Origin of the sequence: Bacillus paranthracis, assembly GCF_001883995.1 — a bacterium.
Lineage (GTDB): Bacteria > Bacillota > Bacilli > Bacillales > Bacillaceae_G > Bacillus_A > Bacillus_A paranthracis.
In genome coordinates this window covers 655624-674875 of the sequence record NZ_MACE01000018.1, presented here as the reverse complement: position 1 = coordinate 674875, position 19252 = coordinate 655624, and the positions used below count along the sequence as shown (strand labels likewise).

The window sequence follows — 19252 nt, the reverse complement described above, 5'->3', positions numbered from 1 at the left end:
ACAAAAGATGAATCCAGGTATGATGAATATCGTTATGATCGTTGCGATGTTTGCGATTTTCTATTTCTTATTAATTCGCCCGCAACAAAAACGTCAAAAAGCAGTTGCTCAAATGCAAAGTGAGTTAAAAAAAGGTGATGCTATCGTAACAATCGGTGGTTTACACGGTACAATTGAATCAGTAGATGAGACGAAAATCGTTATTAAATCTGGCGGTTCACACTTAACTTTCGATCGTAATGCGATTCGTGAAGTTGTGAAAAACTAATGAGGAAGGCCCTGCATGAAATGTGCAGGGCCTTTTTTTAGTTATTTTGTTTGGACATATTTACACCGAAAATGCCACCAAGTGTACTCGCGCCCATTAATGCTAATTGGTAAAGTAACTGCGAGTTCGATAAAGTTTGAGAGAAGCCTAAATAGTTAACTAGAAAAACAAGTATAGTGAATGTAAGTCCTGTTGAGAAGCCTACTAGCCAACCTTTCCCTTGTGCTTTTTTGCCGGCAGTAAACCCAGATATAAGCATAGATAAAAGTGCTAGTATAAAAATAGTAACAGCTAATGTTCCTTCATTCATATCTGTAAATTTTAATAAAAGAGCCATAATCATGCTAGTAACTGTTGCGAGAATTAATAGGATAACGATACCGAAGCCGATTGCAGTTGATAATTTTTTCGTTCCATCCATTTATACATTCCCCCTTTTTAATACAAGCATATTTTCCTTTTGCCTAAGTTAGACTATTTTCTTTTTTATAGGGGAGTCTATACGTAAAAAGGAGATGTAAAAATGGAATGGGTATCAGTAATTGGCCGGACGATGCTGTTGTATATTATCATCTTAATTATTTTTCGTCTTATGGGTAAACGTGAGATAGGAGAATTAAGTGTATTAGATTTAGTCGTATTCATTATGCTTGGTGAAATGGCTGTAGTCGCAATTGAAAATACGGATAAATCACTTTGGCATCAATTAGTTCCGATGGTCTTTCTTATGTGTATACAGATCATTTTGTCTGTCATTTCTTTAAAGTTTCAACGATTTCGGCATTTAATAGAAGGAGAACCAGCAATCATTATTAATGCTGGAAAAATTGATGGAAAAAAGATGAGAAACCAGCGATATAATATAGATGATTTAATGATGCAATTAAGAGAGCAGGGAGTCGGAGATATTAGGGATGTAGAATACGCTATTTTAGAACCATCTGGGAAGTTATCTGTCTTTCAAAAACAAAAAGGCGGGCAGGATGCATTGCAGTTTACTCTTCCCCTTATTATCGATGGAGAAATTCAATCGAATCATTTACAAATGATTGAACATACAGACGAGTGGCTTGTTGAAAAATTAAAAAACTTAGGCTATAACGATGTAACACAAATTTTATACTGTAGTTTTCAAAATGGAAAATTTTTTGTTGATTTGAAAGAAAACTAGAGGCTTACTATATGGAATAGTAAGCCTATTTACTTCAAAAATGAAAGTTTTCGAATGATAGGGAGACGACTTAACTCTTCTTTTCGAATGAGCTTGAAAATGAAGAGGAGCACAATATAAACGAGTGTTGTTAAAGTGATTTCCCATAATGTTTGTACGCCAAGTGAATGAGAGAAAACTATATACTTATGAAGGTAAAAACCGAAGGAGCCTGCGATACCGATGGCAAGTCCGCCAAAAATATAGTCTTTTGCGTAAATGGTAAATGTAATTTTCTTTAAAACAGTAGCATAATGAAGAAATGTTACTGTTACGATATTTGCTGCAATTGCAAGGGCAACCCCCATCATTTGAAACTCTGGCCTTGAAGCTAGTACAAAAATAACGATTAATTTCACGATTGCACCAATAAATGTATTCATCATGGCCGCACGTGCTAAGTTTAAAGCTTGTAAGACAGAGGTAAGTGGACTTTGAAAATAATGAAATAAAAAGCAAGGTGCAAGAAGCTGGATGAACGCTGTTGCACTATCCGACCCATACATAAGAGTTAAAACAGGAGAAGCAAATACGTATAATATAACGACTGACCACCCGCCAGTAATGAGTGAGATTCGAAGAGCTTGTTGTAAGCGGTGTTCTACTAATTTATGTTGTCTTTTTGCCATTGCCTCGCTAATAGATGGAACGAGTGCTGTCGAAAGAGCGTATGTAATAAAGGCTGGTAGTGAAAGAAGCGGGAATGCATACCCGTTTAATATACCGTATTGCTGAGTTGCGACGGAGGCAGCAACGCCGGCAATCGCTAAGCTTTGCATAACGACGATAGGTTCAAAAAAATAGGAAACGGAACCGATTAAACGACTTCCTGTAGTTGGAAGTGCAATATCCATAAGAGAATAAAATGTCCCCTTGCTTTCCTTTACAGTAGTGAAAAATCCAGAGCGTATAGATAAATGTTTTTCACGCTGGAATAAAGTGAGTAAAAATAATAACGATGCCACTTCACCGAGAACGGCTGATAACATAGCACCAGCTGCAGCATATTCTACGCCGTAAGGTAAAAATAATTGAATACATATAGCGATAATGGTAATGCGGACAATTTGTTCTATCACTTGGGCGTAAGCGCTAGGTTTCATATTTTGTTTCCCTTGGAAATAGCCACGTAAAACAGAAGAAACAGCAATAACAGGAACGACAGGCAAAATGGCCATTAATGGATAGTACGTTCGTTCATCAGTTAATAATGTTTTTGCTAAAATAGGTGTGAGGAGCATAATTCCAATTGTTAAAATGATACTAATAACAGATGTAACAGCTAATGATACTGTTAATATTTTTTTAACCTTTTGTTTATCATTCACAGCTTCTGCTTCTGCTACAAATTTTGCGATTGCGACAGGAAGACCGATTTGTGTTAATGTAATTGCTAGAATAAATGTAGGGACGGCCATCATATAAAGGCCAACGCCTTCTTCTCCTAAAATACGTGCCATTACAATACGATTAATAAATCCTAGAATTTTGGTAATAAAGCCGGCTATCATTAAAATAAATGCGCCTTTTAAAAAGCTTTGTCTCGTCATGGTCTTCTCCTACCTTCTCAAAATCAGTGGAATGATTTACAATAATTTATATGCACGTACGAGACAAGAATGACAAGCATTTAAGAGAGTACTCTTGAAAGTAGTTATTGCTGTCCATTAGAGCGGGATTAAAAGCGACTTTTCGTGCTGAAATAAGAAGGAGATGTTATATATGTTAGATAGAGAGGCTTTGGTAGAATCATACCGCGGACAGTTACAAGTCGTTTTAGAAAGTAAAGTAGAAGAGTTCCAAATGTTCGGCTACGACCGAGTAACAGATGATGACATTTGGAAGTTTCTTAAAGTGAAAAAGTGGAAGAAGATAGACAGTGACGTTAGATTGTATGAATTAGTTAATGACGTATTAACAGTAACAGCTAATGAATATATGACGTATTTAACTGTTGAAGCATATCAAGCCCCGCTTTGGTCATTTGATGAATATGAAAATAAATAACCGACTGCAATTGGTTTGTTCTTCCTTTTGCAGTATAATGATAGGTATTGATAATGAGGAAATAATTATGTCTAAGATCATATATAAAGGAGGTAGTGAAGAGAGAAAACAAATAATGAAAGTGTAGGTAATGTGAAAAACTTACCGACACAGCTGGTGAGGAACTAGCAAAATTATAGAAAGGAAGTCTACTAACTAGGCGTATGCACACGTGTAAAAGTGAATCGTAAAAGATTTATTTGAAGTGTTAGTAGCGGAAAGAGGGTACATATGGCAAAGCGTGGTACAAGAATTGCCGCCTTTTTCCTCATCGTTTTATTAATCGGTGGAGTAATTGGTGCGGCAGGAAAAGACATAGCAAAAGGAATTAGTCTAGGACTAGACCTTCGCGGTGGTTTTGAAATTCTGTATGAAGTAAAACCAGCCAAAAAAGGTGATAAAATCGATCGAGATGTACTTGTAAGTACAGTAGGTGCTCTTGAAAATCGTGTCAATGTTCTCGGTGTAAGTGAGCCGAACATTCAAATCGAAGGGCAAGATCGAATTCGTGTACAGCTTGCTGGTGTACAAGATCAGCAAAAAGCACGTGAAATGTTATCAACACAAGCGAAATTAACATTTCGTGATGTAGATGACAATCTTCTTATGGATGGAACGGATTTAAAAGGCGGCGGAGCGAAGCAAACATTTGATGAGCAAGGCCGTGCGAGTGTAGGTCTTACACTAAAAAGCGCTGAAAAATTCCGTGAAGTAACTGAGAAAATTTCAAAAATGCCACCACCAACGAATTTAATGGTAATTTGGCTTGATTTTGAAGAAGGAAAAGATTCGTATAAAGCAGAATCTGCAAAACCGAATCCGAAATTCTTATCAGCAGCAACAGTAAGTCAAGTATTTAACCAAGCTGAAGTATCTATCGTAGGTGGAAACTTCACTGTTGAAAGTGCAAAACAACTTTCATCTTTATTAAACGCAGGTGCACTGCCGGTTGATTTAAAAGAAATGTATTCAACATCTGTTGGAGCGAAATTTGGTCAACAAGCGTTAGAGCAAACGATTTTCGCTAGTGCGATTGGTATCGCTCTTATTTTCTTATTTATGCTTGTATTCTACCGTTTACCAGGACTTGTAGCGGTTATTATGTTAGGTTTATACATTTTCGTTACATTACTTGTCTTTAACTGGATGCATGCAGTTCTGACGTTGCCAGGTATTGCAGCGTTAGTGCTCGGGGTAGGTATCGCAGTTGATGCGAATATTATTACGTACGAGAGACTAAAAGAAGAACTGAAAATTGGTAAGTCAATGATGTCAGCATTCCGTGCTGGTAACCATCGTTCATTAGCAACAATTTTAGATGCGAACATTACAACACTTGCAGCAGCTGGTGTATTATTCGTTTACGGTAATAGCTCTGTAAAAGGATTCGCAACAAGTTTAATTGTAAGTATTTTAGTCGGTTTTATTACGAACGTATTCGGTACTCGTTTCTTACTAAGTTTACTTGTAAAGAGCCGTTACTTCGATAAAAAACCAGGATACTTTGGTGTGAAACAAAAGGATATTATTCCGTTAACAAAAGGTGTAGTACATCCACCAACGAAATTTGATCGTATTAACTTTGTAAATGTCGGTCATAAATTCCTTATCTTCTCGATTGTAGTTGTAATTGCAGGTGCAATTATTTTACCAATTTTCAAAATGAATCTTGGTATTGACTTTGCGAGTGGTACACGTATCGACCTGCAATCAAAACAATCAGTTACTGTGTCTGATGTTCATAAAGATTTTAAAGAATTGAACATTGACGTGAAGGAAGAAAACATTGTACCGACTGGAGATGACAATAAGGGATTCGCAGTTCGTACATTAGGTGTTCTATCAAAAGATGAAATTGCGAAAACAAAAACATTCTTCCACGATAAATATGGTACAGATCCAAACGTAAGTACAGTTTCGCCGACAATTGGTAAAGAAATTGCAAGAAATGCATTTATCGCAGTATTAATTGCTTCTGCAGTTATCATTTTATACGTAAGTATTCGATTCCGATTTACGTACGCATTATCTGCAGTGCTTGCATTATTACATGATGCATTCGTTATGATTGTTATATTTAGTATTTTCCAATTGGAGGTAGACTTAACGTTTATCGCTGCCGTGTTAACAATCATCGGTTATTCTATTAATGACTCAATTGTTACGTTTGATAGAAACCGTGAATTATACAAACAGAAAAAACGAGTTCGCGATATAAAAGACTTAGAAGAAATCGTAAATGCAAGTATTCGCCAAACGCTTGGTCGTTCGATTAACACCGTATTAACAGTGTTATTCCCAGTAATTGCACTGCTTATCTTCGGTAGTGAGTCACTACGTAACTTCTCGTTTGCGTTACTTGTTGGACTAGTTGTAGGTACGTATTCTTCTGTTTTCGTTGCTTCTCAAATTTGGTTAATGCTTGAAAACCGTCGTTTGAAAAAGGGCAAAAACAAGAAAAAGGTTGAGAAAGTAGAATCTGAACCGCAAGTATAAAAAAGATGATGTCTCTTTATGAGGCATCTCTTTTTTCGTTTGTGGATACAATAAGATAGTTACTTTGAAATGATGAAATGGAAGAAAGTGGTGATGTTATCGCTGTTTTTGTTACAATAAAGTGAAACTTTAATCAGTGGGGGTTTTCTTCATCCCCCACTGATTATTAGTTGAACCAATCGGACTTTTATGGGCAGTTGATCCCCCCTAAATTTTTTGCTTTCACTGAATTTTGAGGTAGGGGTCTTACTGCCCATTAAAGTGGGATAAAAAGATAGGTTAAGAAAAGAAGGGATTTTAATGATGGAAAAAGATGAACGTTTTAAACAGGCCGAGTTTGGTGCTATTGTCGGGATCGTTGGTAATATTATATTAGCGATTATAAAGGCGGTAATTGGTTATATTGGGAACAGTAAAGCGCTATTAGCAGATGCGGTGCATTCTGCATCAGATGTAATTGGTTCGCTAGCTGTACTGTTTGGGTTACGAGCAGCAAAGCAGCCGCCCGATGAAGATCATCCGTATGGTCATGGTAAAGCGGAATCGATTTCAGCGATTATTGTTGCAGTATTATTATTTATTGTGGGAATCGAGATAGCGATTTCGTCCATAAAAGCTTTTTCACAGGAACTAGAACCGCCGAAAGGGATTACAATTTTTGCTGTCGTTCTTTCAATTATCGTGAAAGAAGGAATGTTTCAATATAAATTCCGATTAGGGAAAAGGGTAAATAGTGATGCAATTATTGCAAATGCATATGAGCACCGTTCAGATGTGTTTTCTTCAATTGCAGCTTTAATCGGTATTTGTGCAGCGATTATTGGTGGTAAGTTCGGGTTAGATTGGCTTGTGTATGCCGATCCAATTGCAGGATTATTTGTTTCACTTCTCGTTGCAAAAATGGCATGGAGTATTGGGGCAGAAGCAATTCATGCAACGCTTGATCATGTTCTTCATGAGGAAGATGTTATTCCGCTTAGAGAAGCAGTACTTCAAATAGATGGTGTAAAAAAAATTGGTTCTTTATACGCAAGGGAACATGGTCATTATGTTATTGTTGATATTAAAGTTTCTGTAGATCCATACATTACTGTAGAAGAAGGGCATCGCATTGGAAAGCATGTGAAAGAAACGCTTATGAAACAAGATAACGTACAAAATGTGTTTGTACATATAAATCCGTATTCTCCAAATTAAACATTATTAACATTTTAGTATATAGATATTGCATCGTAGTTTGCATGATATTGTCACCCCTTAATCTGTCTTGTATAATGAACAGGTTAAGGGGTGATTTCGTGTTACAACCGAAGACGCGTTGGAAAGAAAAAGAATATAATGGCGAGCGAGTGAGTGAATTAGCAAGTAAATTACAATTATCACCACTTGTCGTTTCGTTATTCCTCGGTAGAGGATTAGATACAGAAGATAAGATTTTAGATTTTTTAAATACAGAAAATCAAGAATTTCATGATCCATTTTTATTAGAAGGAATGGATAGAACGGTAGAACGTGTAAATAAGGCGATTCAAAATGGAGAGCAAATATTAATATTTGGTGACTACGATGCGGACGGAGTAAGTAGTACGACTGTATTATATCTTGCCTTACAAGAATTAGGTGCAGACGTAGAATTTTATATCCCAAACCGTTTTACAGAAGGTTATGGACCAAACGAAGAAGCATTCCGTTGGGCGCATAGCGCGGGATTCTCACTTATTATTACTGTTGATACTGGTATCGCAGCTGTACATGAAGCGAAAGTAGCGAAGGAACTTGGGATAGATCTTATTATTACAGATCACCATGAGCCGCCACCAGAATTGCCAGAAGCACTTGCGATTATTCATCCGAAATTAGATGGCGGTGTGTATCCGTTTCACTATTTAGCGGGCGTTGGTGTTGCGTTTAAAGTTGCGCATGCACTACTGGGCCGTGTACCAGAACATTTATTAGAAATTGCAGTAATTGGTACAGTAGCCGATTTAGTATCACTTCACGGTGAAAATAGATTGCTAGTGAAGCGCGGTTTAAAACATATGCGCATGACGAAAAATATTGGACTAAAGGCGCTATTTAAAGTAGCTAATGTTTCGCAAAGTGAAATTACAGAAGAGAGTATTGGCTTCTCAATCGCACCTCGTATTAATGCAGTTGGACGTTTAGAAGATGCTACGCCGGCTGTACATCTTTTATTATCAGAGGATCCGGAAGAAGCGAAAGAGCTGGCTGAAGAAATTGATGAACTGAACAAACTGCGAAAAGATATTGTAAAGCAAATTACAGAAGAAGCTATCGCTGAGGTGGAAAATAATTTCCCGCCTGAAGACAATAAAGTATTAGTGCTTGCAAAAGAAGGATGGAATCCAGGTGTAATTGGAATTGTTGCTTCTAAATTAGTTGAACGTTTTTATCGTCCAACGATTGTATTATGCATTGATCCTGTAAAAGAAACTGCAAAAGGTTCAGCGCGTAGTATTGCAGGATTCGATTTGTTTGCAAACTTGTCAGATTGTAGAGAGTTATTGCCACACTTCGGGGGACATCCGATGGCAGCGGGAATGACGCTACATATGAATGATGTAGATGAATTACGCCGCCGTTTAAATGAACAGGCAGATACAATTTTAACGGAAGAAGATTTTATTCCAATTACAGCTGTCGATGCTTTTTGCAAAGTGGAGGACGTAACACTTGCAGCAATTGAAGATATGCAAAAGTTAGCGCCATTTGGTGTTGGAAATCCAAAGCCACGTATTGCAGTGAAAGATGCGGAGTTAGAAAGTATTCGTGCAATCGGATCAGACGGTTCTCATTTAAAGATGTCTCTTCGTGATGGACAAGCAACATTGGATACAATTGGATTCGGTTTTGGTGCGTATGCGAAAGAAATTTCTCCAGTTGCAAAAGTATCTGTAATAGGAGAAGCGTCTATCAATGAATGGAATAATTTTAAGAAGCCGCAATTAATGGTGCAAGATATTGCTGTAGAGGCATGGCAATTATTTGATTGGCGTAGTATGCGTAACGTAGAAGCAAATTTAGCAGAACTTCCGAAAGAAAAAATTACGATGTTGTATTTTTCTAAAGAGGTATTGAATAAATTTTCTTTAGAAGACTATAAAGAGCATATGATGCATGCATCAGAAGTAACCGAGTTAGATGAGCAATACATCGTGTTACTTGATTTACCAAAAGGAACAGATGAATTACGAGATCTATTTAAAGTTGGGTTCCCGTCGCGAATTTATACGCTATTTTATCAAGAGAATAATCATTTATTTAGCACTGTTCCAACGAGGGATCACTTTAAATGGTACTATTCATTCTTGAGCCAAAAATCACCATTTTCTTTAAGGCAATATGGAGAACAACTATGTCAACATAAAGGTTGGTCAAAAGATACAGTAAATTTCATGACACAGGTGTTTTTTGAGTTAGAATTTGTTACAATAAAAGATGGCGTCATTTTTATGGCAGACAAAAAACAAAAGCGTGATTTAATTGAATCGAACACATATCGTGAGAAAATGAACCACTTACAATTAGAAAAAGAATTGGTTTATAGCACATATCAGCAACTATATACATGGTTTGAAACGATTCGTAATCATAAAGAAGTAGAACAGTTAGGGTAAAGGATTTGTATTTACAAACCTTTTAGATCTGAGGAGGATTCAGAAATATGGATTTCAAGCAACATATCGCAATTGTACCGGACTATCCAAAAGAAGGTATTGTGTTTAAAGACATTACACCGTTAATGAACGACGGTAAAGCATACAAAGCAGCAACAGATGCAATCGTTGAGTATGCAAAAGAGAGAGACATCGACCTTGTAGTAGGTCCAGAAGCTCGTGGCTTTATTATTGGTTGCCCAGTTTCTTACGCATTAGAAGTAGGATTTGCGCCAGTTCGTAAATTAGGAAAATTACCACGTGAAGTAATTACAGTTGACTACGGTAAAGAATATGGTAAAGATGTTTTAACAATCCATAAAGATGCAATTAAGCCAGGCCAACGCGTATTAATTACAGATGATCTATTAGCTACAGGTGGAACAATCGAAGCGACAATTAAGCTAGTTGAAGAGCTAGGCGGAGTTGTAGCAGGAATTGCATTCTTAGTAGAACTTACTTACTTAGATGGTCGTAAAATGTTAGATGGTTACGATGTATTAGTATTAGAAAAATACTAATCGCTATATAGGTAAAACTACGGTGATAAGAAGTACCCGTGAATCTCTTGGAGAGGAGCGGGTACTTTTGTATAATTGAACAAAAAATTATGGTGAAATGTCAGTAAAATCTTTTCCTTTTCACAATTCACAATCATTGGGTTATAATGATAGAATATAATTTATTCTATTTAATAAAGATAAAGTCAATTTTCAATAAAAGGTGATTCGATGGCAAATGAGCAGGTACTAACAGCTGAACAGGTACTCGAGAAAGCAAGTCAATATTTAGTGGATGAAGATATTGAGCTAGTAGCACGTGCCTATGAATATGCACGCGATGCGCATAGCGAACAATACAGAAAATCGGGTGAACCATACATTATTCATCCAATTCAAGTTGCAGGTATTTTAGTTGATTTACACATGGATCCAGCTACAGTATCAGCAGGTTTCTTACATGATGTAGTAGAAGATACAGAGATTACATTAGAAGATATTGAACGGGAATTTAATAAAGAAATTGCTATGCTTGTTGATGGTGTGACAAAGCTTGGAAAGATTAAATATAAATCTCATGAGCAACAACAAGCAGAAAACCATCGCAAAATGTTTATTGCAATGGCTCAAGATATTCGAGTTATTTTAATTAAACTAGCTGATCGTCTTCATAACATGCGTACATTGAAACATTTGCCTCAAGAGAAGCAGCGTCGCATTGCGAATGAAACGTTAGAAATCTTTGCGCCTTTAGCACATAGACTCGGAATTAGTACTATTAAATGGGAGCTAGAGGATACGTCACTTCGCTACTTAAATCCACAGCAATATTATCGTATTGTAAATTTAATGAAGCGTAAACGTGCAGAACGTGAAGAGTATTTAGACGAAGTAATGACTGGTATTCGTGAGAAATTAGACGAAGTTGCAATTCAACCTGAAATTTCTGGAAGACCAAAACATATTTACAGTATTTATCGTAAAATGGCACTGCAAAATAAACAATTCAATGAAATTTACGATTTATTAGCTGTACGTGTCGTTGTAAATAGTATTAAAGATTGTTATGCAGTACTTGGAATTATTCATACGTGCTGGAAGCCGATGCCAGGTCGTTTTAAAGATTATATTGCAATGCCGAAAGCAAATCTATATCAATCTCTTCATACGACTGTAATTGGACCGAAAGGTGATCCGCTTGAAGTGCAAATTCGTACGAAAGAAATGCATGAGATTGCAGAATTCGGGATCGCGGCACACTGGGCGTATAAAGAAGGAAAAACAGCAGAAACAACAGGTACATTAGAGAAGAAACTTACATGGTTCCGTCAAATATTAGAATGGCAAAATGAAGCTTCTAATGCAGAAGAGTTTATGGAGTCGTTAAAAATTGATTTATTCTCTGACATGGTATTCGTCTTTACACCGAAAGGCGATGTAATGGAATTACCACTTGGATCTGTTCCAATTGACTTTGCATATCGTGTGCATTCAGAGATTGGGAATAAAACAATTGGTGCAAAAGTAAACGGGAAAATGGTGACACTTGACTATAAATTAAAAACAGGTGACATCATTGAGATTTTAACATCGAAACATTCGTATGGACCAAGTCAAGATTGGGTGAAACTTGCTCAAACATCTCATGCAAAAAACAAAATACGTCAGTTCTTTAAGAAACAACGTAGAGATGAAAATATTGAAAAAGGCCGTGAACTTGTTGAGAAAGAAGTGCGTAGCCTAGAGTATGAGATGAAAGAAGTGTTAGCGCCTGACAATTTAAAACGAGTTGCTGAAAAATTCAACTTTGCAAATGAAGAAGATATGTTTGCGGCAGTTGGATATAATGGTATCACTGCATCGCAAATTGTTACGCGACTAACGGACAAGTTCCGTAAGCAACGTGAAGAAGAAGAGATTGTTGAAGTTAAAGAAGTTCGTAAACCGATGAAAATTCGAAAATGGGATTCTGGCGTTAAAGTAAGTGGTGCAGATAATTTATTAATTCGTTTATCAAAATGCTGTAACCCAGTACCTGGTGATGATATCGTTGGGTATATTACGAAAGGCCGAGGCGTATCGATTCACCGCCGTGACTGTGTAAATGTTCATACAGAAGAAGCTATAGAACGTTTATTAGAAGTAGAGTGGGAAGGTAGCCCTGAAAAAGAAATTGAGTATAACGTTGATATTGAAATTTCAGGTTACGATCGCCGTGGTTTATTAAACGAAGTATTACAAGCTGTTACAGAGACGAAAACGTACATTTCAGCAGTTTCTGGTAGAAGTGACCGTAATAAGATGGCAACAATTAATATGTCAATCTCTATTCGTAACTTACAGCACTTGAAAAAAGTAGTAGAACGCATTAAACGTGTTCCAGAAATTTATGCAGTACGACGCATGATGCATTAATAGGGAGTGTAGAAAAGATGAGAGTTGTTTTACAACGATCAAAAGAAGCGTCTGTCACAGTAGACGGTGAGATCGTAGGACAAATTCCGTTCGGTTTAACATTACTAGTTGGCATTACGCATGAAGATACAGAAAAAGATGCAACTTACATTGCAGAAAAAATTGCGAACTTACGTATTTTTGAAGATGAGAGCGGAAAGATGAACCATTCTGTACTTGATGTAGAAGGACAAGTTCTATCCATTTCGCAATTCACATTATACGGAGATTGCCGCAAGGGAAGACGTCCAAACTTTATGGATGCAGCTAAACCTGACTATGCAGAGCGTTTATATGATTTCTTTAATGAAGAAGTACGTAAGCAAGGATTGCATGTAGAAACAGGGAAGTTCGGAGCAATGATGGATGTTTCTTTAATCAATGATGGTCCGGTTACCTTAATTGTGGAAAGTAAATAGTGTTGCAAGAAGAGAGGGGATGAGCCCCTCTCTTCTTTTATGGTTTTTAATGGTATATTTTGTTAATTATTGTTATGATAGTTAAGAAAATAAACGATATAATCGGGGGATTATGGGAGGTAAAACTTATGGAAACATTTGTACTCGTTCATGGAGCATGGGATGGCGGTTATGTTTGGAAAAAACTAGCTGAACTTTTAAGGGAAGAGGGTCATAGTGTATATACTCCTACATTAACTGGACTTGGGGAACGAACACATCTTATGCAACCTAATATAGGGTTGAAGACATTTATTCAAGACATTGTTAATACTATTAAATATCAGGGTCTAAAAGATGTAATTTTGGTAGGACATAGTTATTCTGGTATGGTAATTACAGGGGTGGCAGAAGTAATTCCCGAGTTCATTAAGGAGCTAGTATACGTGGATGCAATGCTTCCGGAAGATGGTGATTCTGTTATGGATATTTCTGGACCGGAAATGGCCGCGCATTTTATAGAAGAAGTAAAAGTATACGGGGAGGGATGGCGTGTTCTTCCTAGAAATACAATAGATGAGAGAAAATCAGCGATGCCATTGTTGGCTTTTACACAATCGGTTGAAATAAAAAACTTTAAAGCACAATGTATACCGCATATATACGTAGAAGTAAAGGATAATCCAGAACATTGGCCAATGACGTCTATCTTTTTAGAATCAGCAAAAAAAGCAAGAGATAGAAAATGGGAGGTTTTTTCTATTGAAGTTGGTGGGCATTGGGTAATGGAAACTAATCCAGAGGCATTGGTCCGTATATTGAATCAGAGTGTAGAAGTAATTTAATGTATGCTTTACTTCCTATAGAAGAAATGGCCGCGCAAGTTGTATTACATGTAATGTTAGAAATTCTCGTAATTGGGGTAGGTATTGTATCGTATCGTTATATTATTTGAAGCATCATATGCTAGCAAGTGGACTAGCTCATTGTTATAAATCCAATACTAATGTTTATTTTGAGTCAATAGCTTTTTCGTTTATGTATAACTCTCTAATCAATATGGAACAATAAAAAGTAAAACATCCATATTGAATGTGAGGGATATACGTATGCGTATGAATGAAAAAGGGCATTCTGTTACAAATGGTGCAAATCAACTGTTTAACGTGAATTTTCATGATTTTATTTCAAAAGAGCAAAACAATACTTCAATGGAGCTTGCTTCTGAGTTTGGCATTTCTCTTCAAGATGTAAAGCGTCTAAAGAAGCAGATTGAACGCTCTTAGAGCACTTGACAATCCTACTGAACAAACGTATAGTAATTTTATATTTACATATGAATATAACCTTTGATAGAGAAGAGTAAATGAGACACACATGGAAAGAGAAGAAATGTCTTAGGCTGAAAACATTTCTACATGATGACTGATTGAATGACACTCTAGAGGTTTCAACTTGAACGGCGTATACGCTTAGTAGGGATGAACGCACATTTAAGCGTTATTAAAAAAGTGGAAGCATACGTGCTTCAATTAGGGTGGCACCACGGGTATAATACTCTCGTCCCTACTGTTCAAACAGTAGAGGCGGGAGTTTTTTTATTTTTATTAAGATTAAAACAATTTGAGGAGGAACTGAATATGTCTATTCAAATCCCACGCGGAACGCAAGATATTCTTCCAGGTACTGTTGAGTTATGGCAGTATATCGAAGGGCAAGCACGCGAAATTTGCCGTCGTTACAATTACAAAGAAATTCGTACACCAATTTTTGAACACACTGAGCTATTTTTACGTGGTGTTGGTGATACGACAGATATCGTGCAAAAAGAAATGTACTCATTCCAAGATCGTGGAGAGCGTAGTTTAACATTACGTCCAGAAGGTACTGCACCTGTTGTACGTTCTTACGTTGAAAATAAAATGTTCGGTGACGCAACACAACCGACGAAATTATACTATATCGGCCAAATGTTCCGTTACGAAAGACCACAAGCAGGTCGCTATCGTCAATTCGTACAATTTGGTATTGAAGCAATCGGCAGTAACGATCCTGCAATTGATGCAGAAGTAATTGCACTTGCTGTAGAGTTTTACCGCGGCATGGGCTTAAAAAATATTAAAGTTGTATTAAACAGCTTAGGTGATGCAGCAAGCCGTCAAGCACACCGTGATGCATTAATCGCACACTTCGAGCCACGTATCGGCGAATTCTGTTCTGACTGTCAATCTCGTTTAGAAAAGAACCCTCTTCGTATTTTAGATTGTAAGAAGGACCGTAACCATGAATTAATGGGAACAGCACCATCTATTACAGAATACTTAAACGAAGATTCAGCAGTATACTACGAAAAAGTTCAAGAACTATTAACGATGATGGATGTTCCATTTGAAAAAGATCCGAACTTAGTACGTGGTTTAGACTACTACCAACACACTGTATTTGAAATTATGAGTGAGGCAGAAGGTTTCGGTGCTATTACTACATTAAGCGGTGGTGGACGTTACAACGGACTTGTACAAGAAATCGGTGGACCAGAAATGCCAGGTATCGGTTTTGCGATGAGTATTGAACGTTTAATTATGGCACTAAAAGCTGAAAACATTGAATTGCCAATCGAACATAGCATTGATTGTTACGTTGTAGCGCTTGGTGAAAAAGCAAAAGACCATGCTGCAAAAGTTGCATTTGATCTTCGTAAAGCTGGATTATCAGTTGAAAAAGATTATTTAGATCGCAAAATGAAGGCACAATTTAAATCAGCAGATCGTCTAAAAGCGAAATTTGTAGCTGTATTAGGGGAAGATGAGCTAGATAAAGGCATCATTAACTTAAAAGATATGGCAACAGGCGAACAAGAAGAAGTAGCATTAGATGTATTTGCTTCATACGTAGCAGAGAAATTAATATAGGGGGAACTTACAGTGGCTGAAAGAACGCATGCATGTGGAAAAGTAACAGTAGAAGCAGTTGGACAAACAGTTCAATTAAAAGGTTGGGTACAAAAACGCCGTGATTTAGGTGGATTAATCTTTATCGACTTACGTGACCGTACAGGTATCGTACAAGTTGTATTTAACCCAGAAACATCAAAAGAGGCGCTAGAAGTAGCAGAAACAATTCGTAGCGAATACGTATTACACGTAGAAGGTACAGTTGTTGAGCGTGGTGAAGGCGCAATTAATGACAATATGGCAACGGGTCGTATTGAAGTACAAGCAACGAAAGTAAACGTATTAAATGCAGCGAAAACAACGCCAATCATTATTGCTGATGATACAGATGCATCAGAAGATGTGCGTTTAAAATATCGTTACTTAGACTTACGTCGTCCTGTAATGTTCAATACATTCAAAATGCGTCATGACGTAACAAAAACAATTCGTAACTTCTTAGACACAGAAGAGTTCCTAGAAGTGGAAACACCAATTTTAACGAAGAGCACGCCAGAAGGAGCTCGTGATTATTTAGTACCAAGTCGTGTACATGATGGTGAGTTTTATGCATTACCACAATCTCCACAGCTATTTAAACAGCTTCTTATGGTCGGCGGATTTGAGCGTTACTATCAAGTAGCACGCTGTTTCCGTGATGAAGATTTACGTGCGGACCGTCAGCCAGAATTTACGCAAATCGATATTGAAGCTTCATTCTTAACACAAGAAGAAATTTTAGATATGATGGAGCGCATGATGACGAAAGTTATGAAGGATGCGAAAGGTGTAGAGATTAGTGCACCATTCCCTCGTATGACTTACGCTGATGCAATGGCTCGTTACGGTTCTGATAAGCCAGATACACGCTTTGAAATGGAACTAACAGACTTATCTGAGTTTGCAGCAGGTTGTGGATTTAAAGTATTTACAAGTGCTGTAGAAAGCGGCGGACAAGTAAAAGCAATTAATGCAAAAGGTGCTGCGAGCAAATACTCTCGTAAAGACATCGATGCATTAACTGAATTCGTAAAAGTATACGGTGCAAAAGGTTTAGCTTGGCTTAAAGTGGAAGAAGACGGCTTAAAAGGACCGATCGCGAAATTCTTCGGTGAAGAAGATGCAAACGTGTTAATGAATACATTAGAAGCTACTGCTGGTGACTTATTACTATTCGTAGCAGATAAGAAGAGCGTTGTTGCAGATAGCTTAGGTGCACTTCGTTTACGTCTAGGTAAAGAGCTTGAGTTAATTGACGAAAGTAAATTTAACTTCCTATGGGTAACGGATTGGCCGCTTCTTGAGTACGATGAAGATGCAGATCGTTACTTCGCAGCTCACCACCCATTCACAATGCCATTCCGTGAAGATGTTGAGCTATTAGAAACAGCACCAGAAAAAGCACGTGCGCAAGCATATGACCTTGTATTAAACGGTTATGAGCTTGGTGGTGGATCACTTCGTATTTACGAGCGTGACGTACAAGAAAAAATGTTCAAAGCACTTGGATTCTCACAAGAAGAAGCGCAAGAGCAATTCGGATTCTTATTAGAAGCATTCGAATACGGTACTCCACCACACGGTGGTATTGCATTAGGTTTAGACCGTCTTGTTATGTTACTTGCAGGTCGTACGAACCTTCGTGATACAATTGCATTCCCGAAAACAGCAAGCGCAAGCTGCTTATTAACAGAAGCTCCAAGCCCAGTTGCAGAAGCACAGCTTGAAGAGTTAAACTTAAAATTAAGCTTAAAAGAAGAGAAGTAAGAATAGGGTCTAGATGGTTATACTAATACCATCTAGGCTTTTTTTGAGAGGTTGTTTAAAAAGTCCGGTTCAGATAACTGTCGCATCTCGTCGTTACGTATGCTAGTCCGGTGCTCGAGTAGTAAAGCTACACTGCGCTCCTCCTGGCTTCAGCGCCTCGATCTGCTCGGTTCTCTAAATCCTCCTTTTTAAACGTGTATTTAGGAAGAAACAAAATCCCGGTTTACACTATGTTTTTATTTTCGAAATATGTATTTTTAGGAATTCTATAACTTTTTCTATACAAATAGTCGGAAAAACGCTAGAATACATGGTAGACCATTTTTGTAATAGGAGTGTAGAGCTGAATGTTACATCAATTTTCACGTAATGAATTAGCCTTCGGTAAAGAAGGACTTGAAATATTAAAAAATAGTACAGTCGGTATTTTAGGAATTGGCGGCGTAGGTTCTTTTGCAGCTGAAGCGTTAGCACGTTCTGGAGTTGGGCGTCTCGTATTAGTAGATAAAGATGTTGTAGATATTACAAACGTAAACCGTCAAATTCACGCTTTAGTATCTACTGTAGGACGTTCAAAAGTAGAATTAATGAAAGAGCGTATTGCAGACATTAACCCAGAGTGTGAAGTAATTGGACTAGAAATGTTTTACACAGATGAAACATATGAAGAGTTCTTTAAGTACGGTTTAGACTTTGTAGTGGATGCATCTGATACGATTACGTTCAAAATTCATTTAATTAAACAATGCTTACGTCGTAAAATTAAAATTATCTCAAGTATGGGTGCAGCAAATAAAATGGACCCAACTCGTTTCCGTATTGCGGACATCTCTAAAACACATACAGATCCAATTGCGAAAGTCATTCGTACGAAGCTTCGTAAAGAGGGCATTAAAAAAGGTGTAAAAGTTGTCTTCTCTGACGAAAATCCAATCGTAATTCGTGAAGAAGTACGTAAAGAAATTGTACCAGACGAAAATGCAAAAATTCGTAAAGCGAAATTACCACCTTCATCAAATGCATTCGTACCATCTGTGGCAGGCTTAATTATGGCAAGTCACGTTGTACGTGAACGTATTAAAAACGTAGAAGTGAAGCGTGTAGGGCAAGAATAAAGTGAAAGCATATATCCATTTTTGGATATATGCTTTTTTAGATGTGCTAAAGAAATAGGGGTATTTGCATTGCTACTAGTTCAAATGCAAGCAAGGTCAGTAAGTAATAATCATATTTGTCTGATTTATAACCTGAGGTCTTTTTTAAACTGTGAATGGTAAAAAGGCCTAACGTTAGAACGAGAATACCGAGTGTTATTTTGAAGGCTACTAATGAAATGGCAATCAGCTCCTTTCAATCGTATATGTTTATAGTAACATTTAAGTAAAAAATATCCAGTTGATTCAGGGAGTTCTTTGTATAGCGGGTTTGCTTATTTTGTAAATATTTGTCGGTAAATCGATATTCCTTGTCGAATAGTCGATATAATTAAAAAATCGTTGATAT

The 19252-nt window shown here is 37.2% G+C and carries 16 protein-coding genes and 1 other annotated feature; of the genes, 14 read left to right on the top strand and 2 right to left on the bottom strand.

Translation table 11 applies throughout. The features are described from left to right. The first annotated feature begins 7 nt into the window (after positions 1–7). Positions 8–268, top strand: a complete 261-nt coding sequence (gene yajC / locus BAQ46_RS09785) for a preprotein translocase subunit YajC (RefSeq protein ID WP_001068066.1) — start codon at positions 8–10, stop codon at positions 266–268. Between the two features lie 37 nt (positions 269–305). On the opposite strand, the gene BAQ46_RS09780 is transcribed toward yajC, so the two are convergent. Continuing rightward, positions 306–689, bottom strand: coding sequence for a TIGR04086 family membrane protein (locus BAQ46_RS09780; RefSeq protein ID WP_000349147.1), 384 nt, complete (start codon positions 687–689; stop codon positions 306–308). Positions 690–791: 102 nt separating this feature from the next. Here BAQ46_RS09780 and BAQ46_RS09775 point away from each other — a divergent pair, with 102 nt between their 5' ends. Further along, complete coding sequence (locus tag BAQ46_RS09775) at positions 792–1439, top strand: DUF421 domain-containing protein (protein ID WP_000455393.1); 648 nt, start codon at positions 792–794, stop codon at positions 1437–1439. Between the two features lie 29 nt (positions 1440–1468). Here the strand turns inward: BAQ46_RS09775 and spoVB are convergent, their stop codons facing one another. Then, positions 1469–3028 carry a stage V sporulation protein B gene (gene spoVB, locus BAQ46_RS09770; RefSeq protein ID WP_000198282.1) on the bottom strand — a complete coding sequence of 520 codons (1560 nt, stop codon included), beginning with the start codon at positions 3026–3028 and terminating at the stop codon, positions 1469–1471. A 172-nt stretch (positions 3029–3200) separates the two neighbouring features. Here spoVB and BAQ46_RS09765 point away from each other — a divergent pair, with 172 nt between their 5' ends. The 12 genes from BAQ46_RS09765 (at position 3201) to BAQ46_RS09710 (ending at position 18864) form a co-directional block, all read left to right on the top strand. After that, positions 3201–3485: a post-transcriptional regulator gene (locus BAQ46_RS09765; protein ID WP_000886980.1), complete on the top strand. Its 285-nt coding sequence runs from the start codon at positions 3201–3203 to the stop codon at positions 3483–3485. Positions 3486–3755: 270 nt separating this feature from the next. After that, complete coding sequence (secDF, locus tag BAQ46_RS09760; protein WP_001119080.1) at positions 3756–6020, top strand: protein translocase subunit SecDF; 2265 nt, start codon at positions 3756–3758, stop codon at positions 6018–6020. A 303-nt stretch (positions 6021–6323) separates the two neighbouring features. Continuing rightward, positions 6324–7217, top strand: a complete 894-nt coding sequence (locus BAQ46_RS09755) for a cation diffusion facilitator family transporter (RefSeq protein WP_033674155.1) — start codon at positions 6324–6326, stop codon at positions 7215–7217. 101 nt (positions 7218–7318) lie between these two features. Further along, positions 7319–9658: a single-stranded-DNA-specific exonuclease RecJ gene (recJ, locus tag BAQ46_RS09750; RefSeq protein ID WP_061132116.1), complete on the top strand. Its 2340-nt coding sequence runs from the start codon at positions 7319–7321 to the stop codon at positions 9656–9658. A 47-nt stretch (positions 9659–9705) separates the two neighbouring features. Then, positions 9706–10218: an adenine phosphoribosyltransferase gene (locus BAQ46_RS09745; RefSeq protein WP_000346214.1), complete on the top strand. Its 513-nt coding sequence runs from the start codon at positions 9706–9708 to the stop codon at positions 10216–10218. A gap of 210 nt (positions 10219–10428) precedes the next feature. Further along, a complete protein-coding gene (relA, locus tag BAQ46_RS09740) occupies positions 10429–12612 on the top strand; it encodes a GTP diphosphokinase (RefSeq protein ID WP_001262809.1) in 2184 nt (727 codons plus the stop codon). A 17-nt stretch (positions 12613–12629) separates the two neighbouring features. Next, positions 12630–13070, top strand: a complete 441-nt coding sequence (locus BAQ46_RS09735; protein ID WP_001266956.1) for a D-tyrosyl-tRNA(Tyr) deacylase — start codon at positions 12630–12632, stop codon at positions 13068–13070. A 128-nt stretch (positions 13071–13198) separates the two neighbouring features. Next, positions 13199–13894, top strand: coding sequence for an alpha/beta fold hydrolase (locus BAQ46_RS09730; protein ID WP_000447389.1), 696 nt, complete (start codon positions 13199–13201; stop codon positions 13892–13894). A 264-nt stretch (positions 13895–14158) separates the two neighbouring features. Next, positions 14159–14335: a hypothetical protein gene (locus BAQ46_RS30630; RefSeq protein WP_001242605.1), complete on the top strand. Its 177-nt coding sequence runs from the start codon at positions 14159–14161 to the stop codon at positions 14333–14335. Between the two features lie 54 nt (positions 14336–14389). Beyond that, positions 14390–14620, top strand: a binding site (T-box leader). 69 nt (positions 14621–14689) lie between these two features. After that, on the top strand, positions 14690–15961 hold the full coding sequence (hisS, locus tag BAQ46_RS09720) for a histidine--tRNA ligase (protein ID WP_000027087.1): 1272 nt from the start codon (positions 14690–14692) through the stop codon (positions 15959–15961). A 12-nt stretch (positions 15962–15973) separates the two neighbouring features. Further along, positions 15974–17749 carry an aspartate--tRNA ligase gene (gene aspS, locus BAQ46_RS09715; RefSeq protein ID WP_000840908.1) on the top strand — a complete coding sequence of 592 codons (1776 nt, stop codon included), beginning with the start codon at positions 15974–15976 and terminating at the stop codon, positions 17747–17749. Positions 17750–18096: 347 nt separating this feature from the next. Further along, positions 18097–18864, top strand: coding sequence for a tRNA threonylcarbamoyladenosine dehydratase (locus BAQ46_RS09710; protein ID WP_000903179.1), 768 nt, complete (start codon positions 18097–18099; stop codon positions 18862–18864). Positions 18865–19252 lie beyond the last annotated feature (388 nt).

What these genes read in the sequence shown, in the direction of transcription:
- BAQ46_RS09710 (WP_000903179.1), top strand. Translation starts at nt 18,097, where the DNA reads ATGTTACATCAATTTTCACGTAATGAATTAGCCTTCGGTAAAGAAGGA.
- BAQ46_RS30630 (WP_001242605.1), top strand. Translation starts at nt 14,159, where the DNA reads ATGCGTATGAATGAAAAAGGGCATTCTGTTACAAATGGTGCAAATCAA.
- BAQ46_RS09765 (WP_000886980.1), top strand. Translation starts at nt 3,201, where the DNA reads ATGTTAGATAGAGAGGCTTTGGTAGAATCATACCGCGGACAGTTACAA.
- BAQ46_RS09730 (WP_000447389.1), top strand. Translation starts at nt 13,199, where the DNA reads ATGGAAACATTTGTACTCGTTCATGGAGCATGGGATGGCGGTTATGTT.
- BAQ46_RS09780 (WP_000349147.1), bottom strand. Translation starts at nt 689, where the DNA reads ATGGATGGAACGAAAAAATTATCAACTGCAATCGGCTTCGGTATCGTT.
- yajC (WP_001068066.1), top strand. Translation starts at nt 8, where the DNA reads ATGAATCCAGGTATGATGAATATCGTTATGATCGTTGCGATGTTTGCG.
- BAQ46_RS09775 (WP_000455393.1), top strand. Translation starts at nt 792, where the DNA reads ATGGAATGGGTATCAGTAATTGGCCGGACGATGCTGTTGTATATTATC.
- hisS (WP_000027087.1), top strand. Translation starts at nt 14,690, where the DNA reads ATGTCTATTCAAATCCCACGCGGAACGCAAGATATTCTTCCAGGTACT.
- secDF (WP_001119080.1), top strand. Translation starts at nt 3,756, where the DNA reads ATGGCAAAGCGTGGTACAAGAATTGCCGCCTTTTTCCTCATCGTTTTA.
- BAQ46_RS09735 (WP_001266956.1), top strand. Translation starts at nt 12,630, where the DNA reads ATGAGAGTTGTTTTACAACGATCAAAAGAAGCGTCTGTCACAGTAGAC.
- relA (WP_001262809.1), top strand. Translation starts at nt 10,429, where the DNA reads ATGGCAAATGAGCAGGTACTAACAGCTGAACAGGTACTCGAGAAAGCA.
- spoVB (WP_000198282.1), bottom strand. Translation starts at nt 3,028, where the DNA reads ATGACGAGACAAAGCTTTTTAAAAGGCGCATTTATTTTAATGATAGCC.
- BAQ46_RS09755 (WP_033674155.1), top strand. Translation starts at nt 6,324, where the DNA reads ATGGAAAAAGATGAACGTTTTAAACAGGCCGAGTTTGGTGCTATTGTC.
- BAQ46_RS09745 (WP_000346214.1), top strand. Translation starts at nt 9,706, where the DNA reads ATGGATTTCAAGCAACATATCGCAATTGTACCGGACTATCCAAAAGAA.